Origin of the sequence: Williamsia sp. D3, assembly GCF_000506245.1 — a bacterium.
GTDB classification, from domain to species: Bacteria; Actinomycetota; Actinomycetes; order Mycobacteriales; family Mycobacteriaceae; genus Williamsia; species Williamsia muralis.
The window spans coordinates 1-24,071 of record NZ_AYTE01000011.1; the positions used below are offsets into that span (position 1 = coordinate 1).

Sequence of the window (24,071 nt, forward strand, 5' to 3'; positions counted from 1 at the left end):
AAGAGATTCGGCCGTTGTTGCTGTTCTCCACCAAGATCTTCCCCGAGGCCCAACATCGAGGGCTTATTTCCGTCCGCTCTGCTTGTTGGCTCGCTTCGCTCGCGGGCGGACGGCCTCCGTCGCGTCTGCGGGCGGGGTGAGGCGGTGAGCATCCTCGGTGGAGGTTGTCTTGCCGACGCCCGCGTTTGTGCCTCGCGCCCGTGTTCGAGCATGGGCGTGAGGCGCAAATACGGGCGGGAGTAGGTGGGGGAAGAGATTCGGGCCGTCGTTGCTGTTCTCCACCAAGATCGTCCCCGAGACCTTGCATCGACGGCGTATTCCCGTCCGTGCACGTTGACGGGGACGTTTGTGGTGTGTTTTCGGGGACGCTCGCCCTGTCGAACCGGTTGGCGCGCTTCGCCCGCGGGCGGAGTGAACCTCCAGGTCACCGACCCAGTGCTTTATGCATCTCCCAGATCAGGACTTCGGCGTCGGTGGTGGCGGTGAGTCTCTCGCCGCCCCCATCGGTGATCCGGACTGCGTCGCCGGAGTGCGCCCGGCCGGTGGATTCGAGATCCACAGAGCCCGATGCCACGAAGACGTGGCCCCACGGCAGCTCCGGCAAGGTGATCGATTGGCCGGCCGAGAGCCGGGCCACGTGCAAGGCTGCCGAGCGGTTCGCGATCCGGATCGCCGAGTCGTACTTCGGCATACCCGACGCCACGGTGACGAGCCCGCCCGACTGCAACTGATCGCCGATGTCGAGTTGGTCGTAGCCGGGCTCGATGCCGGCTTTGTCGGGAAGCACCCACATCTGCACGAAGTGCACGGGGTCGGCGCCGGTTCCCTGGTGTAGCTGCCAGGTGTCGTTGCGTTCGGAATGCCGGATACCGGTGCCCGCACTCATCCGCTGGGCGAGCCCCGGATAGATGACGCCGGAATGGCCCATGGAGTCCTGATGCACCAGCGACCCCGACAGCACCCACGTCACGATTTCCATGTCCCGATGAGGATGGGTGTCGAAGCCCTGCTGCGGGGCGACGCGGTCGTCGTTGTTCACCAGCAGCACACCGTGATGTGTGTTGGCCGGGTCGTAGTTGTCGCCGAACGAAAAGCTGTGCCGCGAATCGAGCCAGTCGATGCGGGTGGTGGGTCGGTCGTCAGCGCGGACCAGTTGATGGAGACTCACCCCATCCATCCTCCGCCTGCTCGGTCGTGGTCGCAAAAGTGGACGAATAGGGCCGAAAAGCTGCTGATTTAAGGGTAGTTACTCGATTGTGACGGTCTCGTAAGCAAGTCGGAAACTACATTGGTGCCATTCACCCTGTTACAGGAGTGAAAATTGTGACTATGCGTCGTTCCCCCGGCCGTTCCGCGGCCATTGCAGTTCTTGCGCTCGTCTGCGCGCTTGCCGCCACGTCTTGTGGCGCCTTCGGCAAGGAACTCGACACCGGCGCCGCAGCGATGCTGAACCAGTTCGCCGCCGCGATGGAAGACCAGGATTCGGCGGCTGCGGCCAGGTTCACATCGGCGCCGGGGCCGGCCGGCACCGCGCTGCAGGCCACCCTCACGGGGATGTCGGCGCAGAAGGTCGACGTGAAGGTGGGGCATGCCCAGGAGTACACCGACGGCACCGCGACCTTTGACCTCGAGACCACCTGGCAACTCGGCAACGAGCGCGAGTTCACCACGAAGACGGCCGGCTCGGCGCGCAAGTTGTCCCTCGGCTGGAGGGTGAACTGGCAACCCGAACTACTCGCCGACGACATGCCCGCCGGGGGAAGCCTCCGGAACATCCGCACCGACGCACGGCCCTCGCCGGTGGTGCTCGACCGCTCCGGCAAGCCGATGCTCAACCTGCAGACGATCAACGAGATCGTTCTCGATCCCGGCGCCACCCGTGATCTGGGGGCAGCGACCACGGCACTTGCCGGAATCATCGCCCCGCTCGCGCCACTGGTCACCCCCGCCGTGATGGCCCGGCAGCTCCGCGATTCGGGTAATCAGCCGGTCACCGTCGTCTCCGTCCGCGAGTCGGACATGGTGGCGCTGGCCGGCGACCCGAAGTCGGTGCCCGGAGTCTCGATCCGGAAGGTGCCACAGCTGGTGCTGATCGACCGGCGACTGGATTCGCCGGTACTCGACGGCGTCCACGACTACTGGCAGGCCATCCGCGACGCCACATCCGGGTGGGCGGTCCAGATGCTGGCGCCCGGTCAGAAGCCGCTGCAGCTCGCCGGTGAGCAGGGGCCGGCCGGTCCGAACGTGCCCACCACCATCGACCCGATCACCCAGTTGGACGCCCTCGACGCCGTCGTCGAGGTCGCACAACCGGCGAGCATCCTGGTGCTCGACGCCAAGACCGGAGCGATCCGCGCGTCCACCCGCAACGACCTGGCCACCGAACACGGCATCACCATCGGCAGGCAGTACCCGGCAGGCACAACGTTGGGCCCGGCCGCCAAGGTCATCAACGAGGTTGCCGGATCCGATGATTCGAAGGCGGCCGCGTTGCTGGCCCAACTCGGCCTCGACGTGGACTTCACCATCCCCGGTGTCCGCCCCGAGGGCGGAGGGCAGGGCATCGACGCAAAGCCGGTGACCTTCCGCTCCGAGGACCTCACCGTGTCCGCGCTGAACATGGCGACGCTCGGGGTGGCGATAGCTCGCGGCAGTTCGATCGCCCCGTCCATCATCGTGGGACAACCGGGCCGGGTCTCCGGGGGAGAGCTCGGGACCGTGGATCCTGCGGTGCTCGGCACGGTCGGCAAGGCCATGCGCGACACCGCCACCACGGGTGATGCCAGCGACCTGACGAATGCGTCCGGGATGCGAGCGCTCGTGGGCACCAACGGCCCGCAGGGTCCGGGCTGGTTTGTCGGCATCTCTGGCAGCAAGGTCTTTGTCGTCTACTGCGAGGGCGAACGGTCGGGTACTGCGGCACTTGCTGTGGCGCAACGTTTCCTGACACCTCGGGTACATCCGCAGTAGTCCCGGATGGCTCAGTGGGTCGTGGCCAGGGCGTCAGCCTGGCGGCGTGCCTCGCGGCGGTCCTTGATCACCGGAGCACTCTCCTTGATCGACAGCAGGCACACCAGACTCACCGCCATCAGGGCTGCGGCGTAGAAGCCGACGGGGATCACACTGTCCGTTGCGCTCACCAGTCGGTTGGCGATCATCGGTGCGAAACCGCCGCCCAGCACCGCCCCGACCTGGAAGCCGATCCCGATCCCGCTGTAGCGCTGGCTGACCGGGAAGAGCTCGGCAAACGTGGTGAGGATTGGTCCGTAGACGAATCCGGTCAACGCGAACCCGATCGAGATGACCGTGATGCAGGCGGTGAACGACCCGTTCTCGGTGACCCAGAAGAGATACGGCGCGAACAACAGTGCGGTGACCATGCCGAACCCGATCACGGGTTTGCGTCCGATTCGGTCGGACAGATAGCTGCCCAGTACGACGGTTGCGGCGTGGCACGCAAGGGCCACGGTGATTCCGAGGACAACCTCGGAGCGGACGAAGCCACGGCCGGGCGATGACTCGGTCAAGAACGAGAGCATGAACGTGAACAGCAGGAACGCATAGCAGTTCTGGCCGATGTTCATACCCGCCGCGAGTCCCACCCGCTTCCAGTTCTCCTTGACGACCGCGAGCGCCTTGGGGGCGTCGACGTCTTCTTCGGCCGTGGTCGCCACGAAATCGGGTGTCTCACTGATCTTCACCCGGGTCCAGATCCCGATCGCGAGCACCAGACCGCCGGCCAGGAACGGGATTCGCCAGCCCCACGCGATCACATCTTCCATGGGGAGCAGCAGCACGAGCGCGAACGACAGGTTGGCCAGGATTCCGCCGACCGGCGAGCCCAACGTGACAAAAGCGCCATAGAGTCCTCGGCGCTCGCGGGGTGCGTGTTCGGCGGCGAGCAGGGTGGCCCCGCCGATCTCGCCGCCTCGTGAGATGCCGTGCACCATGCGCAGGAATATCAGGATGATGGGTGCGGCCACACCGATGGCGTTGCTGTCGGGCAGGATGCCCATCACCAGAGTCGCCCCTCCCATCAAAAGGAAGGCAGTGGTCAGCGCGGTTCGTCGGCCGAATCTGTCACCGTAGTACCCGAAGATCACCGCGCCGATCGGGGCCATGATGAACCCGACCGCGAACGTGGCGAAGCCGAGGAACGTGCCGAACCACGGGTCGTCGACGTTGAAGTACACCTTGTTGAACACCAGTGCGGTGGCGGTGCCGTAGATGGCGAAGTCGTAAAACTCCAGGATGGTTCCGGCGCCGGAGGCCACCCCGATGCGAGTGGCTCCTTCGCGGCGGTCTTCGCCGGCTCGTGCGACTGGATGATTTGTGGCCACCATGTCTATGCTCCTCGTGACAGATGAAAAGTGCCGGGTCTGGCGAACATGCCAGGGTCCGGGTCTGGCGGATGGATCGATGATGCGCGCATCTCGGCGCGCTGCGAATAGGGAAAAGCCTTACTGCGCAGCCACCTTGGCTGCGACCTCGGGCCATCAGGGCAGCGTCGAGCGCAACGCCGGGCAGGCGCTGTCCTGAGAGTTGCTGTGTGCTCGGCTAAGTCGCGGGAACGAGGTCTCCGTAGCGCGGGAGTTCACCCAGTGCGTCGAGGATGCGGGCGAACTCGGCGGTCCGGCGGGCCTGGTACTCGTCGACGGTGAGCGGGTCAAAAGTATAGAATCCCTGCCCGTCGGAGATGCCTCGACGACCGGATGCCATGTTCGATTCGACGAGCTCTGCAGGCGAGAATCGTTCGCCCAGTTCACCTCTCAAGTAGTTCGACGCGTGGTACAAGATGTCGCACCCACCCCAGTCGATGAACTCGAGGAGCCCCAGAACCGAGAAGCGGGCACCGAAACCGATTCGCACCGCACGGTCGATGTCTTCGGCACTGGCAACACCTTCGGCCACCATCCTGGCTGCCTCGTTCATCACCAACGCCTGCAGGCGCGGCACGATGTAGCCAGGAGAAGGTGAGCAGGTCACCGGGGTCTTGCCGATGGCGATCATCAGTTCCCGTGTGGCCTCGACCGCCAGCTCGCTCGTGTGGACGCCGGCGCTGATCTCCACCAGGGGGATGAGGTCGGCGGGATTGAGCCAGTGTGCGTTCAGGAATCGCTCTGGGTGGGAGACGAACTCGTAGAGGTCGGTCACGAGGAAGCTAGACGTCGTGGAGGCGATCGGTACATCGTCTTCGACGGTGTTCTCGATCCACGACAGCGCAACGCGTTTGACCTCCATGATCTCCGGGACGGCCTCGAACACCAGCTGGGCAGAGGACATCGAGGTCAGGGCGTCCGGAGCCGACACGACCGTGACCCGATCGATTACTTCTTCCAGGTCTGTGGGGTGCAAGAGCCCGAGGATGACCTTTCGCTCCAGCATGGAGCGGATCGACGCCTCCACCGCCTGCAGGTACGACCCTGTGCCGTCGCCGCGGTCACGGAGGTCCACGACGGACACCGCGACGTGTCCGAACGCGAGCGCCGCCGCGATTCCCTGGCCCATGCGCCCGGCGCCCACTATCGCGACATTCGAAATGGTCACCGAGAGAATCCGTTCCGCAGGAGTCCGACATCGAGTCGCGATCGAGGTCGGACAGGCCGAGCGCCTCGAGCGTGCGGCCACCGGTGCCGGTGGCGCGTCCGGTGATCGCACCCGCGAGGGCGAGCAGGCCGTCGGCGACCGGTGTGGGCACCGATGCCCAGTGGCCGACCGACGACAGCAGGGCCAGCCCGATCTCCACGTCTTCGGTCATGTAGCGATGCGTGTGCAAATCGATCTTCTCGCGCCAATCCCCACTGTCCGTGAGCTTTTCGTGTGCCGCATTTCCGTACATCCACTCGTCGCCGGCGGCCGAATAGTGGTCCGCGAGAGGGAAATGTGGGGCCGAGTAACCCAGGGCGCGTCGTACCGCGATGCGCTCTGCATCCAGTGCCGATGTGACCCTGCGGATCGAATCCTGAGTGCCCTCGTTGTGGATGTCCCAGGCCGGGAAATGTTCCAATGGGCCGGCATTCATGAGGATCAGCGGTGGATGGATGATCGGCCCGGCATTCATGAGCGCTCCGCTGAGTGCGTGCTCGACTCGTTCCACCGAAGGGTAGACCTCGGTCAAGGTGGCAAGTGCCCGGTCGGTGTGGCGTGCCGGGAACACCCCGGTGGGTAGACGGGTGGCATACCCGCTCACGACCACCCTGGACTCGCCGTACTTGCGGGCGAGGTAGGGGAGCGTGCCGGTCTCCGCGAAGGCAACGTCGGCCGGATTTCCCGAATCATGCAGTGCGCGAGCAAAGATGAACGAGCCGAAGCTACCTGGCGGCAGGTACACGACCTGCCCGTCCTGCAGATGTGGGGCTAGGGCGGTGGCGAGATCATCATGTGCGAAAGCGGGTATCGGGATGACGATCACATCGGCCGCGGCGACCGCATCACGGAGATCGGAAGTCACCGATATGCCGCCACCGTCGACCGTAATCCGACGTGCCCCGCGATGGTCTTTGATGTCGAGGTGACCCACCGACGTGAGGGCGTCGAAAGCACTCTGCTCCCGGCGCCACCACGTCACATGGTGATCGTTCTCGGTCAGCTCCGCAGCCGCGGCATAGGCGCCGTGGCCACCACCGATGACACAAACCTTCATACCCGTTCCTCGTCTCTCATCGTGCCGCTCGCGCGGCTCCAATTGCGATGCGAGAAAACTACAATCGCGACCCGTCGGCGTCTCGGCTCCGGCGGCGACTGAAAAAATTTCGCTGTCATGTTGCACGATTGTGCTGTGACCGACGACATCGATGATCAGATCGTGCATGCGCTGCAGGTGGCGCCGCGCGCGCCGTGGGGAGCCGTCGGGGACGTACTCGGAATCAGTGCGGCAACCGCCTCGCGGCGGTGGGACCGCCTGGTGGAGAACGGGCTCGCATGGATAGTGACGTACCCGGGGGGTGCGTACCTCGACAAGTGCTGCAGCGCATTTGTGGAAGTACACACCGCGGCGCGCCCGAAAGGTCTACTCGACGAACTGATCCGGGATCGTCACGTGGCGACCATCCAACGCACTGCCGGCGACAGCGACCTGCTGTTGACGGTGATGGTGCCCGACCTCGGTTTCCTCGGCGACTGGGTTCAGCGGCTGGCAGATACCGATGGTTCGGCCCGGACCCGCACCCGCGTGGTCATGCGTGTGCACGGGGAGAGCGAGCGTTGGCGGGTGCACGCGCTGTCGGACACCCAAGAGGCGGCGCTGGCCCAGTACCGACCTGCGCCCGTGCCGATGACACACGAGCCGGACGAGGCGGACCTGGAACTGATGGCTGCCCTGGCCACCGACGGCCGCCGATCCGCCGTCGACCTCGCCAACCTCACCGGACTCAGTGCCCCGACCGTCCGGAGGCGGTTGACCCGGCTGATGGCCGAGAGAATCCTGTCGATCCGCTGCGAGGTGGCGCATGCCTACAGCGCGTGGCCGGTGACCGCCAACGTCTGGGCCCGCGGGAACTCACGCGCCCTCGACACTCTGGTCGAGTCGCTCGACGCCTTTCCTCAGGTACGCGTCTGCTGCGAGGTGACCGGGACCGCAAACGTGATCATGACCGTGTGGCTGCACCACATCAGTGAGCTGTCGCAGTTCGAACACGAACTGGAGCGACGGGTGCCGGGGCTGACAGTGGTGGACCGGTCTGTCACGCTCGAGACCTCCAAGAGACTCGGCTCCGTGCTCGACCGTGACGGGCGCCGGATCGGGTCCGTACCAGTGGTGTTGTGACCCTGCCACCACCGCACACCGCACACCGCAGACCGCACGGCGAGCGAGAGCGCCGAACGCGCTCGCGCCGGTCCTACATGTTCAGATATCGCGGGTTGGCCACCATCAGACGATCCGTCACAGCGGCGCGTGTGGCGGCGACGACGGCCGGGTCGTCGGCGCCGATCGACCCGGAGCGGATCGCCAGGGCCAACTCGGCCTCGGTGTCGAAGCCGAGGTCAGAGAGGCGACTGCGCCGGCGTTGATGCTGGACGCCCCCGTATGTCAATTCACGCTCGACGATGTCGAGCACATTGGCGGCGACGCGGGCCTGGAATGCGAGAGCCGGGTCGGAGGCGGTCATCACGGACGCGCGGAGGAACTCGGTGACCGCACCGACGAGTTCCGGGGTGGTCGGTCTGCCGTGTAACTCGGTCCAGGGCAGTTCGGTCAACTCGGTCGGAGCGGGGTCGGCCGGGTGACCGAGGGCGAGCAACAGGTCGTGCTCCTGCTCGCAGACCCGCCGGCCGATGGCAGCGAGTTCCACCGACCGGACCTCGCCCGACAGGTGTCGCTGCGCCATCTGGGCGCAACCGATACCCCACCATGCCGTGCGGTAGATCTGCCACCAGCGAACCGCGTCCGTGTCGGGCCGCGACCCGCTGATCTCGGCATAACCGTCCAGCAGCTCGTCGATCGAACCGAAACCACCGACCTCGGGTTCGGTACCGAAGCGCCAGCACTTGACCAGAAGCCAGCCCAGGTCTTCCCTGGGGTCGCCGATGTGGGTGAGCTCCCAGTCCAGGACGGCGGCCAGCCTCCTTCGTCGACGATCAGGTTTCCGTTGCGGAAGTCACCGTGCACCACTGCTTCCCCGACCGATTCGGTTGGTGGGCGGCCAGCCACGCCAACGCGATCTCGGTGACGGCCGACGGTGTGTCCAGGTCGAGGTAGAGGGTGCGCAGATGGTCGAGATCCGCGGTCGGGGCACTGCGCAAGGCCGGCACCGAGCCGAGCGGGATGGAATGGATCCGGGCCAGCGTCCGACCGAGCTCCGATGCCATCGAGGTGCGGGCGTCGGCATAGCGGTTGTCGCGCAGGATCTTCCGCGGAATGGTCTCGCCGTCGATGTGGTCCGCGATCAGGTACGGTGCGCCCAGTGCTTCACCGTCATCGGCGTAGTCCACCACCCGAGGTACCGGGACGCCGGCAGCGTGCGCGGCTGCGATGGCCTCGGCCTCCCTCGTCATACCCATCGGGCCGTGGCCACCACCGGGTTGACGACGCAGCACCATTCGCTGCACATCCGCGCCGCGGTGTGCCTCGAACGACCACGTCTCACTGTTCGCCCCGGCCGTCAGTCGCTGCAGCTGCTCGATCCGGACCGGTTGGCCGAGAACAGCTGTCAGTCGTTCGGTGAGGCGTGACCCGATGTCGTCGGTGCCGGGTTCCATCGGATTCACGTCTGCTTGTCGGTCTTGATCTTGTCGGGTCCGGCGAATCCGAACAGGTAGCCGGCCACCTTGCGGATCTGAACCTCTTCGGAGCCTTCGGTGATCCGGTACCGACGGTGGTGTCGATAGATGTGTTCGAACGGCATGTGGCGGGTGTATCCCATTCCCCCGTGCACCTGGATGGCGCGATCGGCGGCGTCGCAGACCAGCCTGTTGGCCCGGTAATTGCACATCGACACCTTGTCGCTGATCTGCATGTGCGGCAATCGGTCCAGCTCCCAGGCAGTCTTGCGGACGAGGCCGCGAACCATCTCGGCCTCGGTGTGCAGTTCGACGAGTGGGAACTGGATGGCCTGCCTGCTCGACAGCGGAGCGCCGAACGTGATCCGCTTGCGCGCGTATTCCACGCTGCGGTCGATACAGTACTGAGCCGCACCGACTCCGGAGGCGGCCTGCCGGATCCGATTCTCGTGGACAAACGTCTGCGCGACCGCAAGGCCTTCGCCTTCGGCACCGAAGATCGCCGAATTCGGTACCCGCACATCACTGATGGTGACCTCGGCGTGGTCTGTGGGCATGTTGAACGTCCACCACTGGAAATCGACGGAGAAGCCGGGCAGGTCGGTGGGAACGAAGAAAGCCGTGATGCCGCGGGCATCCCCGTCCTTACCCGAGGTGCGCGCGAACACCACATCGTGGGTGGCGTTGTGCATACCGGAGTTGAATCGCTTGCCGCCGTTGATGACCCAGTCATCACCATCGCGCCGGGCGGTGGTCTCCATCCATGTGGCGTCGCTCCCGTGGTCGGGTTCGGTGAGACCGAAGCCGATGCGGGCTTCCCCGCGGATCATGGGTTCGAGGAACTCCTCACGCTGCTCAGGGGTGCCGAACTGCATCAACATGTGGGCGAACGGGAAATTCCCGACGATGGACGACTCGTTCTGCAGGTCGTTGTGCAGACCCAAACCCTTGTGTGCCAGATGTTCCCGGATGACGGCCATGTCGAAGTTCGAGCCGTCACGACCACCGACCTCGGCGGGCAGCGCATACCGCAGCCAGCCGGCGTCATCGGCGAGCCGATGCATCTGGCCGAGGAGCTCTTCCCACTCCCGGCGGGGCACCCCACCGCCCTCGAAATCCGTGCGTGCGTACTCGCGCCGATGGTCGAAGAACCGCATGTTGTCGTCGGCCTCTTGCAGAGGCTTGATCTGCGCCTCGATGAACTCGTCGATCTCCCTGAGTGTCTGCGTGATCGATTCGGGCAGGTCGAAATCCACTGAATTGTCCTTGCTGGTCGGTGAGTGGGCGGTTACAGGATCGCGATGGGGTTCAACGGCGAGCCGACGGCATTGGTGACGTTCAGCGGCGGGGCGGACAAGAAGAACTCGTATCGGCCCTCGGCTGCACATACCTCGGCGAGGTCGTCGAGCCACCACACCTCACCCAAGGTGAGTCCGAGGTCGCGGATCAACCGGATGTGCAGTGGATACAGTCGGTCGCTCGGGTCCTCGGCGGGCTCGACCTCGGTGGCGATGTTGTCCAGTGCCACGGCGGCGATCTCCTTACGGTGTATCCACTCCACGCAGTCGCGTCCGAGCCCGGGCGATCCGGCCGTCCAGAACTCGGATTTGTCTGCAAGCGAATAGAACCAGGGAACATGCCCGGTGCGTAGCAGCAAGATGTCGCCGGTGCCCACCGTGACCCCTTGCTCGGCGGCACAGGCGTCGAGGTCGCCGGGGGTGATCGCGACCCCGGGTTCCAGCCGGTCGGCGCCCTGCCACCGGGCGAGGTCGAGCAGGACACCGCGGCCGGCGAGAGAGGTCTTCAGCTGGTGGATGGAGTTCCGGCCCGCACCGCCGCCGGACTCGGTGTTCCCGATCCAGTAGCCGTTGTACATGACGTCGTCAGAACAGATGTGCGCCAGGCTGTCCCACTGGGTGCTGCCCTGCAGTGGCATGAAGATGTAGTCGTCGGCGCCCTGGATGCGGGGCGCGATCAGCTGGAGCTGTGAGCCGACCGTGAAGTCGGCGCCGGTGTAACCGAACAGGTGCACCACCCCGGGCCGACTCGGGTGGACCGGGCCGGAAGCGTCCAGTGGGATTGCGCAACTGACCGTCTGTCCCGTACGAATCAGCGCCGCAGCGGCTTTGACCATGTCCGGGGTGATGAAGTTGGCGGTTCCGCGCTGATCGTCCTCGCCCCAGCGGCCCCAGTTGTTGGGCTGTGAGGTGTTGACGTAACCAACGCGCTTGCCCTTCTCGTCGACGGTGTAGTCCGGCGGGGTCCAGGCCAGTGACCAGTTGCCGCCGTCTTGTGTGCGTCCCATGGTTCTCCTGTCGGGTCGTGAGATGTCTAGGGTTGCGCCAGCTGATCGCGCAGTTTGAACTTCTGCACCTTGCCCACGGCGTTGCGGGGCAGGGCATCGACCACCAGGATCTCCGTCGGCTTCTTGTACGACGCGATCAGCGACTTGCAGTGCTCGGAGATCTCTTCCAGGGTGGGCGGGTCTGCGGGGTCCGAGGGAACGATGACTGCCACAGGGGTCTCGACCCATCGGGGGTGCGGTTTGGCCACCACGGCGACCTCGGAGACCTTGCTGTGCGAGTCGATGGCGTCCTCGACCTCGGCGCAGTAGATGTTCTCCCCGCCGGAGTTGACCATGTCCTTGGTCCGGTCGACCACCTTGATGTAACCCTCGTCATCCATCACGCACAGGTCGCCGGAATGAAACCAGCCGCCCCGCATGGCATCTGCGGTGGCATCTGGGTTACGCCAGTATTCCTTCATGACGGTGGGCCCGCGGTACACGATCTCACCGACCTCGCCGACCGGCACGTCGTTCATGTCGGGGTCCACCAGACGTACTTCGACATTCATCAGGGGCTTACCCACCGAGCCGTTCTTCCGGAGGGCATCCTCACCGCGCAGGATGCAAGTGGCAGAACTCATTTCGGTCTGGCCGAAGACGTTGAAGACCGGCACGTCGCAGTCGGACATGGCCTTCAACACCGACGGAGGAGCGGCCGAGGCGCCCCAGGCGATGCGTTCGAGCGAGTAGTCGAGCTTCCTGGCCAGTGCGGCCTCGCAGATGGCCTTCCACTGTGTGGGGACGAAGTAACCGGCGACCACCCCTCGCTCCGACATGGTCTCGAGCGCCTTGACAGGGTCGAAGTTCAGGACGTCGATGAGAATCGATGTGCCACCGACGAAGACGTAGGCGAGCATCCCCGACAATCCGCCGATGTGGAACAGTGGCAAGCCGGACAACCCGACTTCGCCGTCACCGCTCACCCCTTGCTCGAGGCAGACGTTGATGGTGTTCATCAGCAGATTCATGTGGGTGAGTACCGCGCCCTTGGGCTTCCCGGTTGTTCCCGAGGTGTGCATGATGAAAGCGGGCTCGTTCTCGTCGACGTCGATGTCGAGCGAGTCGTCGTCGGTCTCCAGGAGGGTGTCGTAATCGATTGCCTGCTCGACGTCCTCGTGGTCACCGCCGCTGACGACCAGGGTGCGTGATCCCGTTGCCTGCGCGGCCCTGGGCGCCAGCAGATGGTCGGCGAACAACACCGTGGTGTCCGAATCGTCGAGAACATAGACGATCTCGGCCACCGACAGCCTGAAATTTACCGGAACGACGATCGCGCCGAGTTTCACTACGGCGAAATAGGTCTCGATCAGCTCGAGCCGGTTGAGCATCAGCACGGCGACCCGGTCGCCACGTTTGACCCCGAGGGTCTGCAATCCCCGGGCCAGCCGGTTGGTGCGGGCATCGAGTTCGCGGTAGCTCAGAGAGTGGCCGTTGTACTCGAAGGCCACGCGGTCGGGGACCTTCCTTGCGTTGCGAGAGAGCTGATCTCCGTGGGACATACGCCGTCCGGGGGCCGCCGCCACCGTCGTGGTCTCGAAAGTGCTCATGCTGCTCCTCGACGTCCAGCTGGTGAACAATCGTTCAGCGGCACCGTAGCCGATCCCATGACAGTCGCGCAGCGGTTTGTGGGACTGGCTTCGAGACCGTGCTCGGACTGACTTTTCGCACGTGATGGTTGCTAGTGTTGGACTCGCTGGGTTGTCGCCGCCGCCAACTGGGTACTGAATGATTGTTCACCGACGGCCGAATCACACCGATGCCGGGCACGGGTCGGTGCAGGAGAGTCCACTCGTGAAGGGGGCCTGATGACCGAGCGTGCGACAGGAGCTGCCGCGCAGTTCACTTCGGCGGCTGTCCGGCCGGGGGATGACCCCACGGCGCGAGCGATCCTCAGCGCTGCGGTGCAGATGATCGCTGCACGCGGCTACCACGGGACGTCGGTCCGGGACATCGCAGGATTTGCCGGACTCAGTGCGGGCAGCATCTACAACCATTTCGGTTCCAAACACGATCTGCTGGTGACCATTCTGGTCCGCGGCGGTGAGGCGCTGGTGGAGAGCACCGAGAAGGCCCTGCTCGACGCCCCGGCCAATCCGGCGGACCGGCTCGACGCGATAGTGCGCACGCACGTGGGTGTGCACGCCGAGAATCCGCTGGAGAGTTACATCGGCAACTCCGAACTGCGCAGCCTCGACGCGGTTGCTCTCGAGCGGGTGATCGCCAATCGTGATGCGCAGCAACGCATCTTCGACCGCGTCGTCGCAGATGGTGTGAGGCGCGAAGTCTTCCTCACCACCAACCCGACCGAGGCTTCCCGTTTTGTCGTCACCGCCTGCACGGCGGTCGCGATGTGGTTTCGGCCGTCAGGGCCCGCCAGCGAGGAAAAGATCATCGAGCGGTACCAGGCCGTGGCCCGCGACGCCGTCGGCTACCGACCACCCGCCCGCAGCTGAGAGCGGCCCGGGTCAGCTGTACTTGTCGGTCAGGTACCGGGAGAACGTCTCGCGACCGAAAGGTGTTCCGGGAACCAGGTTCTCGCCGTCCCTGAACGCCGCGAAGGTCTTGCCCGGAAGCCGCACCGGGAAGTCGGGGCGGCGACGACCCGTCACGCGTTTCCACTCGGCCAGCAGTTCGGGCGCCGTCCGCTGCTCCGGTCCGCCGATGTCATCGACGCGTCCCATCGGATCGCCGGCCGCCAGGTCCACCAGCCGGGCTGCGACCTCATCGGTTGCGATGGGCTGAAAACTGATCGACGGACACAGCAGAACCGGCGAGAACCGCTGCGCGATGAACATCTGCTCGACAAACGGATGGAACTGGGTGGCCCGCTGGATTGTCAGTGGGACCGGACCGGCGGCGGCGATCGCCTCGATCTCGAGTCGCTGACGGTAGAAGCCGAAGGGGATCTTGTCGATGCCGACGATCGACAGCAGGACGATGTGTTCGACGTTCGCCTCGGCCGCCGCACTCACGAGGTTCTGCGCCACTTCGATGTCGCCGGCCCCGTTTGTGGTGGCCAGGTGGATGACGGTGTCGACTCCGTCCATGGCCTCGGCGATGCCTACGCCGGTCCTGAGATCTCCGGCGATCTTGCCGTCGCCGGCGCGCCGGCTGAGCGCTTTCACGTCGTGCCCCGCTTGCCGCAGGCGGTTGGTGGTGGGGACACCGATCCGGCCGGTTGCTCCGGTGACCAGATAATTCGTCATGCTCAAGCCCTTCGTCGTGGTGATCCTCTCGCAGTCAAAGACCGGCAGCCACCGGCGAATGTGACAAGCTCATGCGGGCAGAAGGGCCTCGAGCGTTCATCAGCCGAGGTGCGGCCTGGCGCGAAAGGGTGACGTCATATGGTGCAGGAAGCGGGACTGGCCGAGTTCGAGCAGGTCAGACCTCGTTTGTTCGGGATCGCCTACCGGATGATGGGTACGGCATCGGACGCCGATGATGTGGTGCAAGACACATGGCTGCGGTGGTCTCGAACCGATAGATCGGCCGTTCGCGATCCGGGGGCATTCCTGGCGACCACAGCGACCCGACTGGCCATCAACGCGCTGACGTCCGCGAGGGCGACCCGGGAGACCTACGTCGGACCGTGGTTGCCTGAACCCATATCGACCACCGACGATCCGGCACTGGGCGCCGAACGAGCAGAGGCGCTCGAGATGGCCGTGGTGCGGTTACTCGAACGTCTGGCTCCCAAGGAGCGCGCGGCGTACATCCTGCGTGAGGCCTTCGACTACCCGTACCGCGACATCGCCGGGCTGCTGGACACCAGCGAGGCCAATGCCCGACAACTCGTGCGCCGGGCCCGCGACAACATCGCCGTCGAGAGGGCGGCACCGGCGGACCCGGACCAGCAGGCGCAGATCCTGGTCGCATTCCTCACCGCCGCGCAGTCGGGGGATCTGGCCGCACTCGAGTCGGTGCTCACCGCGCAGGTGACGGCGGTCAGCGACGGGGGCGGCGTGGTCAGTGCCGCGCGGGTACCCATCATCGGTCGCGCCAAGGTGGCGAGGTTCGTCCTCGGGACACTCGAGAAATTCGCCGCCGGCGCTTATTCGACGCTGGTGGAGGTCAACGGGTCACCGGCTGTGCTGACCATTCGGGATGGGCGGCCCGACACCGTGTTGTCGTTCGACATCGGGGCCGACGGGATCAACACACTGCTGTTCGTCAGGAACCCCGACAAGCTGCACGCGGTTGCTGCGTTGTCGTCGTCGATATCCCCCGACGAGGCCGTCAGGTGGTGACCGTCTGTCGACGTCGGGAGAGCACCACGCGTGCCGCGCGCCAGCCGAGCAGGAAGACACCGAGCACGATGGTTGCCACGATGATGAAGCTGAGCGCCACACCCTGATGGAACTGCTGGCGCAGGATCATGCCGATGGCCACGGCGCCGACCCACACCAGGACTCCGTCCGGGAACACACGCTCGGGGTGGAACGGGTAGTCGAAGCCGTGATCGGCGCGCATGTGCGCATACAGGTAGGCGAGCGACCATCCGATCGCTGCGCCCAGGGCAAAGGGCCAGGTGGTGCTGAACAGTCCGTGAAGCGACAGGCCTTCGGCATGGTTCATCCGACCGATGAAAGCGAAGACCAGCACCGCGAAGAAGTCTGCTGAGGCGGTGAACAATCGGCGCATAGAGGCCACCGTAGCGTTTTGCCGAGCGGCTCAGCGAACCGAATCGGGGGAATCGGGCTTGTCGTCGGACGGATGGACGACAGGCGGGTCGGGGTCAGAAGTGCCCAGGTTGCGGTCCGTTGACGTGCTGTCCTGGAGCTGGGCGTCAACCTCTTTCTCCATCAGATCGACGTTGTCTTCAGCGCGATAGGTGCCCCGGAACATAACGAAGATCACCACCCAGCCGATCAGGGCGACCAGCAGATAGCTGACCATCCGGTAGACCAGCACGGCGGTCACCGACTCCGCGGCGCCCATACCGGCGGAGGTCAGCGCCGGAACCAGCACGCCGTCCACCACCCCGAGCCCACCCGGGAGAAGGGGGATGGCGGTGCCGACCGCCTTGCTCGCCGCGTAGGCGACCATCAGGCCGGCGATGCTCGGTTGGCCGCCGACCGCGTAACAGGCGAAGGCCAGACATGCGACGTCGGCCACCCAGTTGAACAACGACCAGCCGAAGGCGATCGAGGTGTCCTTGGGTTTGAGCTGCACCGCGCGCAGCTGCACGAGAATCTCGCGCCAACGGACCACCCCATGGTCGGCCGCTTTGTCGCGCACATGATTGATCCACCGCAGGATCGTGACGCCGATCCCCTCGATCGACTCCGGGTGCCGCGCGATGTACTGGGCCACGAGAGCGAACGCGATGAAACCGCTGATCGAGAAGATGATGGAGAACGGGCTGGTCTTGGCGCCGGCCAGCAGCGCGCCGCCCAATCCGAGAACCGCCAGTCCGACACCCATGAGCAGTCCCGACATCACAACCTGCCAGGAGGCCACAACAGGCGTGGCTCCCCACTTGCGGGTCTGCCGGTAGGTGAAAGCCGGCGCCATCACCTGGCCCCCGGGCATGGTCTGACTCAGCGAGTTGGCGGCAAGGATCACTGAAAGCGATTGCCACTGCTTGATCTTGAGGCCTGCCGACCGCAGGAGTGCACGTTGGACCTGCGCGAAGCTGTCCATCGACAACATGGAGGCGAGGATGCAGAGCACCACCCACTCCCACTCGATGTCATCGATGTGGACCCAGGTTTCCTTCAGTTTCGGCCACACCAGGTAGGCCTCAACGGCCAGTACCACCAGGACGAGGGCGAGAACCACCCAACGCACCCACCAGAACCGGCGGCGGGCCCCGCGCGTCGCCGTCATGTCCAGCACCTTATCGGGCGGGTGTGCGACGGTTCGGAAATGGTCGGCCAGACGGTGTACTGCCGACGACTTCAGTTGCCCGCGTAGACGGTGTTTCGGGTCTAGTGTTGCCCGGGTGAGCGATGGAAAGACCCAGGACAGCGGTGTAGTCGATCGACTTCAGGTGCATCCGGTCGTGCGGGCTGCCGCGGAATGGGCATGGCGCCTGCTGGTCATCGGTGCCGCCGTCTACGCCTTGATGCGGGTGATCCAGTCTTTCGAAGAGGTCTTCGTCCCGATCGGGCTCGCGATCCTGGGTACCGCGCTGCTAGTTCCGGTGGTGGACTGGCTCAACCGGCGGGGGATACCGCGGTCCCTGGCGGTGGTGGGAACTCTCATCGTCGGGATCGGTGCCATCGCCGGGATTCTGACCTTTGTCGTGCAGCAGTTCATCGACGGTGTACCCCAACTGACCGACGAGGTCACCAAAACGATTGACGACAGCCGGGGTTGGCTCGTGGACGGGCCACTGAACCTGAGCCAGGATCAGATCGACCACCTCGGCGACGACGCGATCAAGGTGCTGCAGGACAACGAAGACAAGGTCACCTCCGGCGCGCTGGCCACCGCCACCACGGTGAGCGAGATCGTCACCGGCGCACTGTTGATGCTGTTCCTGATCATCTTCTTCCTCTACGGCGGCGGTCAGATCTGGCGGTTTCTCACCCTCGCCATCCCGCAGGCATCACGGGAAAAGGTCTGGGAGGCAGGGCAACGCGGGTTCGGCTCACTGGTCGGTTATGTGCGGGCGACCGTGGTGGTGGCGGCGGTCGACGCGATCGGGATCGGCGTCGGTCTGGCTATCCTGCAGGTCCCCTTGGCATTACCGCTGGCCTCGTTGGTCTTCATCGGTGCGTTCATTCCCATCGTCGGCGCGCTGGTGACCGGCAGCCTGGCGGTGCTGGTCGCGCTGGTTACCCAGGGCTGGGTCGCCGCCGCGATCTCGCTCGCGATCGTCGTCGCGGTCATGCAGGTGGAAAGTCATGTGCTGCAACCATTCCTGCTCGGGCGGTCGGTTCGCCTGCACCCCGTCGCCGTGGTGCTCGGTATCGCGGCCGGCCTGGTGACGGCAGGGATCATCGGCGGGCTCCTCGCTGTGCCGATCATCGCCTTCCTCAACACGGCGGTACGGACGTTGCAGGAGCGGACGGCAGAGGCGCATGGTGTTGCTGCGGCGCGGGAGGCCGCACTGCGAAAACACGGCGACGCCGAGCGCATGTACGAGGCCGAGCCCGATGGCCCACTGTGGGACCAGAAGAATGCTCCCGGTGTTCGCGGCGATGTGGTCGACGAGTCGCCGGTGCCCGGCACGCCCGGTGCTCGTGGCGAGCCCGAAACCGGTGGGACAGCGGGCAATACCGCCGATTCGAGCTGAGTTCGGTGATGTCGTACCGTCCTGGGCGGCTCGGGTCCCTCACCCGGCGTGACGCCACCACCGACGACGCCGACCCGGTGGCGCCGATGTGGCGGGCGGCGCAGGTCTTTCGCCTCCTGAGCTACATCTACGCATTGGGTTTCCAGCTCGCCGTGTTCGGGGACTACGAGCGCGTTGCCTGGAGCTGGTTCCTCTTCGCGATCCTGACCTTCTGGACCGGTGTGAGCACCATCCTCTATCTCAAGGGCACCGGCCGCCGATGGCTCTGGGTGGGGATCGAGTTGGTGGTGGTGTGTGCGCTGATCGTCGCCACCAGGTTCATCGCCTCTGCCGATTGGGCGGCGTCGAACCAGTCGTTTCCGACCACGCTGTGGGCGACCAACGCGGTGGTGTCCGCGGCCATCCTCGGCGGCCCGTTGATCGGTGCAGCTTTCGGGCTGGCGGTGCGAATCGCCAGCGCGGTGGCCAAGGGCGGTTACGACCTCAACGTCGGGCGGGACGCGACCGTGGTCGTCTTGCTGGCCGTGGGAGTGGGGGTGGGGCTGGCATCGGTGACCGCCCGCCGCAATCACGTCCGGATCGAACAGGCCATGCGCGTGGCAGCCGCCGCCGACGAGCGCGCCAGGCTGAGCCGTCAGGTACACGACGGCGTACTCCAGGTGCTCGCGCTGATCAGTCGGCGCGGGGCCGAGATCGGCGGCGAGACAGCTCAATTGGCCGAGCTCGCCGGCCAGCAGGAGCGGTCGCTGCGGCGCCTGATCGCCGACATCGAACCGGCCTTGGTTCCCGGTGAGCCTGCGGAGATCGATCTACGTATGCTGCTCCGGCCCCACGCGAGCGACCTGGTCACCATCAGCGAGCCGGGTGAGCCGGTACCGGTGGATCACCGGCTCGCCGTGGAGTTGGAGGCCGCCGTGGTCAACGCCCTCGACAATGTTCGCCTGCACGCAGGCCCCGGTGTGCGCGCCTACGTGCTCATCGAAGATCTCGGTGAACAGGTGGTGGTGAGTATCCGCGACGACGGGCGAGGCATTGCCGAGGGCAGGCTGTCGCAGGCTGTCGCGGAGGGTCGGATGGGTGTGTCGGAGTCGATCGTGGCGCGGATCGAGGCGCTCGGGGGCACGGCCCGGCTCGACACCGCACCGGGGGAGGGAACCGAATGGGAACTCGAGGTGTCCAAACGGATGGCAGGCGGGAACGCGAGCCGGTCCGCAGACGATCAACGGAGGGGTTCTGCTCATGCCTGATGTGTTGCGGGTGATGGTGGTGGACGACCACCCGATGTGGCGGGACGGGGTGGCGCGTGACCTCTCCGACGCGGGATTCGAGGTGGTCGCCACCGCGGACAGCGTGGATTCGGCCGCCCGGCGCGGGGAGGCCGTTCGCCCGGATGTGGTGCTGATGGACATGCAGCTGCCCGACGGCAACGGCGCTCAGGCGACGGTGCGTCTCCTCGAGGCGTCACCCGCCACGCGGGTCCTGGTGCTGTCGGCGTCCGATGAACGCGACGACGTCCTCGAAGCGGTCAAGGCCGGAGCCAGCGGATATCTGGTCAAGAGTGCGTCGAAAGAAGAACTGTTGTCGGCGGTGCGGGCGACAGCCGCGGGCCAGGCAGTCTTCACCCCTGGGCTGGCCGGCCTGGTCCTGGGCGAGTACCGGCGAATAGCGCGAGACCCAGACCGCGGCGTTGACGCACCTGCTCTCACCGACCGTGAGACAGAGGTGCTCCGATACGTCGCGAAGGGTCTCAGTGCCAAGCAGATTGCGTCGAAACTGTCGCTCAGCCACCGCACGGTGGAAAACCATGTGCAGGCGACGCTACGCAAACTGCAGTTGGGCAACCGGGTCGAGCTGACGCGCTACGCCATCGAGAACGGTCTGGACACAGAACCCGGCTGACCTCCGTGTTGATGTGTCCGAGCTGTCACCGTTTGACGCGGTAGCGCAGGTGGGCCACTCCGGGTGCCTCCAGGACCCGCTCGAGTTCGAGCTGTGGGGTCCCGGCGTCGAAACCGTCGAACAGTCGCTCACCCGAACCCAGGATGACGGGGCTCACCTGTAGGTCGATCTCATCGACGAGGCCCGCCTGAATCGCCTGCCGGGCGCACGAAGCACCGCCCGCGATGCTGATGGGGCGTCCATCGGCGACTGCCACGGCCTGCGCGTACGCGGACTCGATGCCGTCGGTGACAAAGTGGAACGTCGTGCCCTCCAGAGCGATCGGCTCATGGGCATGGTGGGTGAGGACGAAGACCGGGCAGTGGTAGGGCGGCTCATCGCCCCACCATCCGGTCCAGTCCGAATTGCCCCAGTCGCCCCGAACCGGCCCGAACATGTTGCGTCCCATGATGGTGGCGCCCATCCCGTCCATCATCTCGGACACGATCTGCTTGTTCACGGGATGGTCACTGGCGGGCCCGATGTGCCAGCCGTGCAGCAGCTGACCGCCGACACCCAACGGATGCTCTTCGCTCTGATCCGGGCCTGCGACATAGCCGTCCGCCGACATGGACATGGAGAGGTTGGTGCGCGGCATGAGTGTTCCTTCTTGGTTGAGGGGCTGACGTGAAGTCAGACTCGTATGGGCGACAGAACTCATCGGCAAGGTACCGCGACACCTTCCGGGCCGGTGCCTTCTCGGGCCGCCACTTCTGGCCGGGGTGGGTCGCCGGCTCGTGGTAAGTCCCTATGAGTAATGAGTAGAGTTACTCATCCGCCGCGGCGGGGCGTTCGCGACCATCGATACATGACCGAACCGAATCAGGCCGTCATCAGCCGGCTCTCCGCTGACTTCAACTCGTTGTCGAGTCAATTCGCCCGGGTATCAAGCGAATTACTCGAGCTGGGCACCGTTCTGGCCCGTTCGTCACAGGCCGAGCCCACTCACCGTCCAGCCGCAGAGGCCGCAGCACCAGAGGCTGCTGCACGTGAGGCAGCTGCACCTGAGGCTGCGGTGCAGTCGCAAACCCAGCCCTCACCCCACCCGCAACCACCCCTTGGCGCCCAGGCGCCTCGACCACCCCAGTATCCAAGGCCGGGCATGCCGGCCGGCTCATACGTACCCGGCCGAGCACAGCAGGTTCCGCCGCAGTATCCGTCTTGGATGATGCCGCAACCCCCGACGACCCTGGTGCAGCCGACCGCGCAGTTCCAGAATCCCGGAGGAACTCGCCCGGCAGCCCAGGGCACAGCGCCCCAGGGTCCGGCACCCCAGCATCCCGGGAGCCAGAACCTCGCGGCCGCGACGGCGGCCCACTATCGAAGCGCTCTGCAGAGCCCGGCCGGCCCGCCGCCACCGCCGACGGCGTCGCTCTGGCAACGCATGACCGCTGACCCGGGCGGTGGACTGATCGGGAAAATCCTTGCCGTTGCCGGCGTTGCCGTCACGTTGATCGGCGTGGTGATGATGCTGGTGCTCGCCGCTCAGGCGGGAATCCTGCGCCCGGAGATCCGGGTGGGCGCCGGTGCCGGTCTCGCCGTCGCTCTGGTGGTCGTCGCGATGAAGATGTCTGCCCGGCCCGGTGGCCGTGTCGGTGCCATCGCGCTGTCGGCAACGGGTATCGCGGCGGCTTACCTCGACGTGGTGGCGGTGACCCGCTTCTACGACTGGCTCCCGGACTACGGGGGACTGTTGCTGGCCGCCGCGGTCACATTCGGTGGGCTGCTGCTGGCCCGGCGCTGGGATTCGCAACATCTGGGACTGCTGGTGCTCGTCCCGGTGTTCATCCTTGCCCCGGTGCTCACCGAGGGCCCATCACTTCTGCTCATCGGTTTCATGCTCGCCATGTCGATCGCTGCTTTCCCCATCCAGCTCGGCAAGGACTGGCCGTTGCTGCACGCGGTACGAGTTGTCGCGAGCACATCGGTTCTCACCCTTTGGATTTGCACGATCGCATGGGGCGACGAAAGTCATCTGGCCCTGACCGCCGTGGCGATCGCTGTGAACGCGGTGTTCGGTGTGGCGTCGTCAGCAGTGTTGTTGCGCACCACGGCCCTTCCCCATCTGGGTGCTCTGCTGGGCTGCGTCACGGTGATTCCCGTACTGCTGTCTCCGATTGCCTTGAGCAGGCCCGTTTCCGCCGGTCTCATCGCCGGGGCCTCGTTGGCGCTGCTGGCCCTGGCGGCGCTCGACCGTTCGTTGCCTGCGGTGTCGCGGCACATCTACGCAAGCACGTCGGCTGCCGCAGCGGTCATCGCCGCCGTGGTCGCGTTCGAGGGCCCGGTGGTTGCCCCCGTACTGCTGGCGATGTCGATGGTGGTTGCCGTCGGTGCACGACGAGACCACGTGGCGCGCTTGATCGCTGTGGTGATCGGGTTGATCGGCGGTATGGCCTTCCTTGTGATCTGCTCGCCGGCCGATGTTGTCGAGGCGCCCACAATCGATGGGGGACAGGCCATCTCGGTGATCGTGGGCAGCGTGCTCCTGATCGCCGCCGTGTGGACCAACTTCTGGGCGTGGTACCGGTCGAGCAGTGCCCGCCCTTCTGCGGACAACGTTCAGGCCTTCGGCATCCTGTCGGCGCTCATCTCCCTGTATGCGCTCACTGCGCTGACCGTCACCGCAGGCGTCGCGCTCGGTGGACCCGACGGCGGATTCCTCGGTGGCCACGTCGCCGCGACGATCTGCTGGATGGTGGTCGCGGCCACCTTGTTGATCGTCTCGATCTCGATTGCCCGGGGACACAAGCGTTTCGGTGGACTCAGCCGGAACATGGCCGTCGGCGCGGGGCTCGGCTTGACCGCCGCCGCCGTGGCGAAGCTGTTCCTGTTCGATCTGGCGACCCTGGACGGGATCTTCCGGGTGACGGTGTTCATCGTGGTCGGATTGATCCTGCTCGCAGTGGGTGCCGGCTATGCCCGGGCACTGGGGCAGGGAGCCGCTGAACCCGGCCGACCCAACAGCGAACCTGCGCCTGCCCGGCACTGATCAGAAGCCGGGCGCAGCAACGCGCACAAAAGGGTGACCGTCACCAACCGGTGGCGGTCACCCTTCGTATGGGCAGGTCAGTTGTCTGACTCGGACCCGGACTGGGAACCGGGGCCATCGGTGCGGCGGCGCAACAGATCTCGCACGCTGATCTGGCCGTCGCCGGCACCGCGGACGCGTCTGCGCCCGCTCGACGAGTCGTCCTCATCCGGCGCCGGTTCCGGTGCCGTCGGCCGCGGCGACGGCGGTGCAGGTGTCGGCGCGGGGTTCTGCGTGCGTTGCGCCTGCTCGGGGTTGAGCGAGGCGATCAACGGCTGACCAGCCGGGGTTGCCGG

Annotated in this window: 21 protein-coding genes and 2 pseudogenes; 8 read left to right on the plus strand and 15 right to left on the minus strand. The window is 65.8% G+C overall.

The annotated features are described in order from the left end of the window. Positions 1-424: 424 nt before the first annotated feature. A complete protein-coding gene (locus tag W823_RS36905; protein WP_369792582.1) occupies positions 425-1,168 on the minus strand; it encodes a pirin family protein in 744 nt (247 codons plus the stop codon). Positions 1,169-1,329: 161 nt separating this feature from the next. On the opposite strand from W823_RS36905, the gene W823_RS36910 reads away from it, so the two are divergent. After that, on the plus strand, positions 1,330-2,970 hold the full coding sequence (locus tag W823_RS36910) for an NTF2-like N-terminal transpeptidase domain-containing protein (RefSeq protein WP_023955852.1): 1,641 nt from the start codon (positions 1,330-1,332) through the stop codon (positions 2,968-2,970). 11 nt (positions 2,971-2,981) lie between these two features. On the opposite strand, the gene W823_RS36915 is transcribed toward W823_RS36910, so the two are convergent. From W823_RS36915 to W823_RS36925, 3 genes are all read right to left on the minus strand, one after another. Further along, entirely contained in the window at positions 2,982-4,343 is a 1,362-nt protein-coding gene (locus tag W823_RS36915) for an MFS transporter (RefSeq protein WP_023955853.1), read from the minus strand. A 214-nt stretch (positions 4,344-4,557) separates the two neighbouring features. Continuing rightward, positions 4,558-5,508 carry a 3-hydroxybutyryl-CoA dehydrogenase gene (locus W823_RS36920; protein WP_235189443.1) on the minus strand — a complete coding sequence of 317 codons (951 nt, stop codon included), beginning with the start codon at positions 5,506-5,508 and terminating at the stop codon, positions 4,558-4,560. After that, positions 5,441-6,643 (minus strand): NAD/NADP octopine/nopaline dehydrogenase family protein, encoded by a 1,203-nt coding sequence (locus tag W823_RS36925; RefSeq protein WP_023955855.1) that lies wholly within the window; start codon positions 6,641-6,643, stop codon positions 5,441-5,443. Before W823_RS36925 ends, W823_RS36920 begins: the two co-directional genes overlap by 68 nt. 135 nt (positions 6,644-6,778) lie before the next feature. Here W823_RS36925 and W823_RS36930 point away from each other — a divergent pair, with 135 nt between their 5' ends. Further along, positions 6,779-7,765, plus strand: coding sequence for an Lrp/AsnC family transcriptional regulator (locus tag W823_RS36930; RefSeq protein ID WP_033336260.1), 987 nt, complete (start codon positions 6,779-6,781; stop codon positions 7,763-7,765). 73 nt (positions 7,766-7,838) lie between these two features. Here W823_RS36930 and W823_RS58360 read toward each other — a convergent pair whose 3' ends face one another. The 6 genes and pseudogenes from W823_RS58360 to W823_RS36950 form a co-directional block, all read right to left on the minus strand. After that, complete coding sequence (locus tag W823_RS58360; RefSeq protein ID WP_200866359.1) at positions 7,839-8,327, minus strand: DUF6285 domain-containing protein; 489 nt, start codon at positions 8,325-8,327, stop codon at positions 7,839-7,841. A 60-nt stretch (positions 8,328-8,387) separates the two neighbouring features. Next, positions 8,388-8,561, minus strand: a pseudogene (locus W823_RS59515) (phosphotransferase); the annotation flags it as partial. A gap of 16 nt (positions 8,562-8,577) precedes the next feature. After that, positions 8,578-9,198: a phosphotransferase gene (locus tag W823_RS58365; RefSeq protein ID WP_200866360.1), complete on the minus strand. Its 621-nt coding sequence runs from the start codon at positions 9,196-9,198 to the stop codon at positions 8,578-8,580. A 5-nt stretch (positions 9,199-9,203) separates the two neighbouring features. Then, positions 9,204-10,475 (minus strand): acyl-CoA dehydrogenase family protein, encoded by a 1,272-nt coding sequence (locus tag W823_RS36940; protein ID WP_023955857.1) that lies wholly within the window; start codon positions 10,473-10,475, stop codon positions 9,204-9,206. A gap of 32 nt (positions 10,476-10,507) precedes the next feature. After that, entirely contained in the window at positions 10,508-11,524 is a 1,017-nt protein-coding gene (locus W823_RS36945; RefSeq protein WP_023955858.1) for a cyclase family protein, read from the minus strand. A 26-nt stretch (positions 11,525-11,550) separates the two neighbouring features. Further along, on the minus strand, positions 11,551-13,113 hold the full coding sequence (locus W823_RS36950; protein WP_023955859.1) for a long-chain-fatty-acid--CoA ligase: 1,563 nt from the start codon (positions 13,111-13,113) through the stop codon (positions 11,551-11,553). A 258-nt stretch (positions 13,114-13,371) separates the two neighbouring features. On the opposite strand from W823_RS36950, the gene W823_RS36955 reads away from it, so the two are divergent. Then, entirely contained in the window at positions 13,372-14,019 is a 648-nt protein-coding gene (locus tag W823_RS36955) for a TetR/AcrR family transcriptional regulator (RefSeq protein WP_023955860.1), read from the plus strand. Positions 14,020-14,031: 12 nt separating this feature from the next. On the opposite strand, the gene W823_RS36960 is transcribed toward W823_RS36955, so the two are convergent. Further along, on the minus strand, positions 14,032-14,772 hold the full coding sequence (locus tag W823_RS36960; protein ID WP_023955861.1) for an SDR family oxidoreductase: 741 nt from the start codon (positions 14,770-14,772) through the stop codon (positions 14,032-14,034). 138 nt (positions 14,773-14,910) lie between these two features. On the opposite strand from W823_RS36960, the gene W823_RS36965 reads away from it, so the two are divergent. Further along, a complete protein-coding gene (locus tag W823_RS36965; RefSeq protein WP_023955862.1) occupies positions 14,911-15,813 on the plus strand; it encodes an RNA polymerase sigma-70 factor in 903 nt (300 codons plus the stop codon). On the opposite strand, the gene W823_RS36970 is transcribed toward W823_RS36965, so the two are convergent. Then, positions 15,803-16,207, minus strand: coding sequence for a DUF3054 domain-containing protein (locus W823_RS36970; protein ID WP_023955863.1), 405 nt, complete (start codon positions 16,205-16,207; stop codon positions 15,803-15,805). The two genes, W823_RS36965 and W823_RS36970, sit on opposite strands and share 11 nt — an antisense overlap. 30 nt (positions 16,208-16,237) lie before the next feature. Continuing rightward, positions 16,238-17,395 (minus strand): YbhN family protein, encoded by a 1,158-nt coding sequence (locus W823_RS36975; protein ID WP_031331648.1) that lies wholly within the window; start codon positions 17,393-17,395, stop codon positions 16,238-16,240. A 115-nt stretch (positions 17,396-17,510) separates the two neighbouring features. On the opposite strand from W823_RS36975, the gene W823_RS36980 reads away from it, so the two are divergent. The 3 genes from W823_RS36980 to W823_RS36990 are packed head-to-tail and all read left to right on the plus strand — an operon-like array spanning position 17,511 to position 20,708. After that, positions 17,511-18,809, plus strand: a complete 1,299-nt coding sequence (locus W823_RS36980; protein ID WP_023955865.1) for an AI-2E family transporter — start codon at positions 17,511-17,513, stop codon at positions 18,807-18,809. Positions 18,810-18,817: 8 nt separating this feature from the next. Further along, on the plus strand, positions 18,818-20,056 hold the full coding sequence (macS, locus tag W823_RS36985) for a MacS family sensor histidine kinase (RefSeq protein WP_023955866.1): 1,239 nt from the start codon (positions 18,818-18,820) through the stop codon (positions 20,054-20,056). Next, entirely contained in the window at positions 20,049-20,708 is a 660-nt protein-coding gene (locus W823_RS36990; protein WP_023955867.1) for a response regulator transcription factor, read from the plus strand. The genes macS and W823_RS36990 overlap by 8 nt, the downstream gene beginning before the upstream one ends. Before the next feature lie 25 nt (positions 20,709-20,733). On the opposite strand, the gene W823_RS36995 is transcribed toward W823_RS36990, so the two are convergent. Next, positions 20,734-21,345: a dihydrofolate reductase family protein gene (locus tag W823_RS36995; RefSeq protein ID WP_023955868.1), complete on the minus strand. Its 612-nt coding sequence runs from the start codon at positions 21,343-21,345 to the stop codon at positions 20,734-20,736. A gap of 210 nt (positions 21,346-21,555) precedes the next feature. On the opposite strand from W823_RS36995, the gene W823_RS0128270 reads away from it, so the two are divergent. Beyond that, positions 21,556-23,736 carry a DUF2339 domain-containing protein gene (locus W823_RS0128270; RefSeq protein ID WP_023955869.1) on the plus strand — a complete coding sequence of 727 codons (2,181 nt, stop codon included), beginning with the start codon at positions 21,556-21,558 and terminating at the stop codon, positions 23,734-23,736. Positions 23,737-23,813: 77 nt separating this feature from the next. Here W823_RS0128270 and W823_RS58025 read toward each other — a convergent pair. Beyond that, positions 23,814-24,071, minus strand: a pseudogene (locus tag W823_RS58025) (hypothetical protein); the annotation flags it as partial.

Bases quoted from the DNA above. Each gene is read 5' to 3' on its own strand.
- W823_RS0128270 (WP_023955869.1), top strand. From the start codon at position 21,556: ATGACCGAACCGAATCAGGCCGTCATCAGCCGGCTCTCCGCTGACTTC.
- W823_RS58360 (WP_200866359.1), bottom strand. From the start codon at position 8,327: ATGGCGCAGCGACACCTGTCGGGCGAGGTCCGGTCGGTGGAACTCGCT.
- W823_RS36920 (WP_235189443.1), bottom strand. From the start codon at position 5,508: ATGGGCCAGGGAATCGCGGCGGCGCTCGCGTTCGGACACGTCGCGGTG.
- W823_RS36975 (WP_031331648.1), bottom strand. From the start codon at position 17,395: ATGACGGCGACGCGCGGGGCCCGCCGCCGGTTCTGGTGGGTGCGTTGG.
- W823_RS36965 (WP_023955862.1), top strand. From the start codon at position 14,911: ATGGTGCAGGAAGCGGGACTGGCCGAGTTCGAGCAGGTCAGACCTCGT.
- W823_RS36915 (WP_023955853.1), bottom strand. From the start codon at position 4,343: ATGGTGGCCACAAATCATCCAGTCGCACGAGCCGGCGAAGACCGCCGC.
- W823_RS36990 (WP_023955867.1), top strand. From the start codon at position 20,049: ATGCCTGATGTGTTGCGGGTGATGGTGGTGGACGACCACCCGATGTGG.
- W823_RS58365 (WP_200866360.1), bottom strand. From the start codon at position 9,198: ATGGAACCCGGCACCGACGACATCGGGTCACGCCTCACCGAACGACTG.
- W823_RS36925 (WP_023955855.1), bottom strand. From the start codon at position 6,643: ATGAAGGTTTGTGTCATCGGTGGTGGCCACGGCGCCTATGCCGCGGCT.
- W823_RS36955 (WP_023955860.1), top strand. From the start codon at position 13,372: ATGACCGAGCGTGCGACAGGAGCTGCCGCGCAGTTCACTTCGGCGGCT.
- W823_RS36950 (WP_023955859.1), bottom strand. From the start codon at position 13,113: ATGAGCACTTTCGAGACCACGACGGTGGCGGCGGCCCCCGGACGGCGT.
- W823_RS36995 (WP_023955868.1), bottom strand. From the start codon at position 21,345: ATGCCGCGCACCAACCTCTCCATGTCCATGTCGGCGGACGGCTATGTC.
- W823_RS36945 (WP_023955858.1), bottom strand. From the start codon at position 11,524: ATGGGACGCACACAAGACGGCGGCAACTGGTCACTGGCCTGGACCCCG.
- W823_RS36960 (WP_023955861.1), bottom strand. From the start codon at position 14,772: ATGACGAATTATCTGGTCACCGGAGCAACCGGCCGGATCGGTGTCCCC.
- W823_RS36910 (WP_023955852.1), top strand. From the start codon at position 1,330: ATGCGTCGTTCCCCCGGCCGTTCCGCGGCCATTGCAGTTCTTGCGCTC.
- macS (WP_023955866.1), top strand. From the start codon at position 18,818: ATGTCGTACCGTCCTGGGCGGCTCGGGTCCCTCACCCGGCGTGACGCC.
- W823_RS36970 (WP_023955863.1), bottom strand. From the start codon at position 16,207: ATGCGCCGATTGTTCACCGCCTCAGCAGACTTCTTCGCGGTGCTGGTC.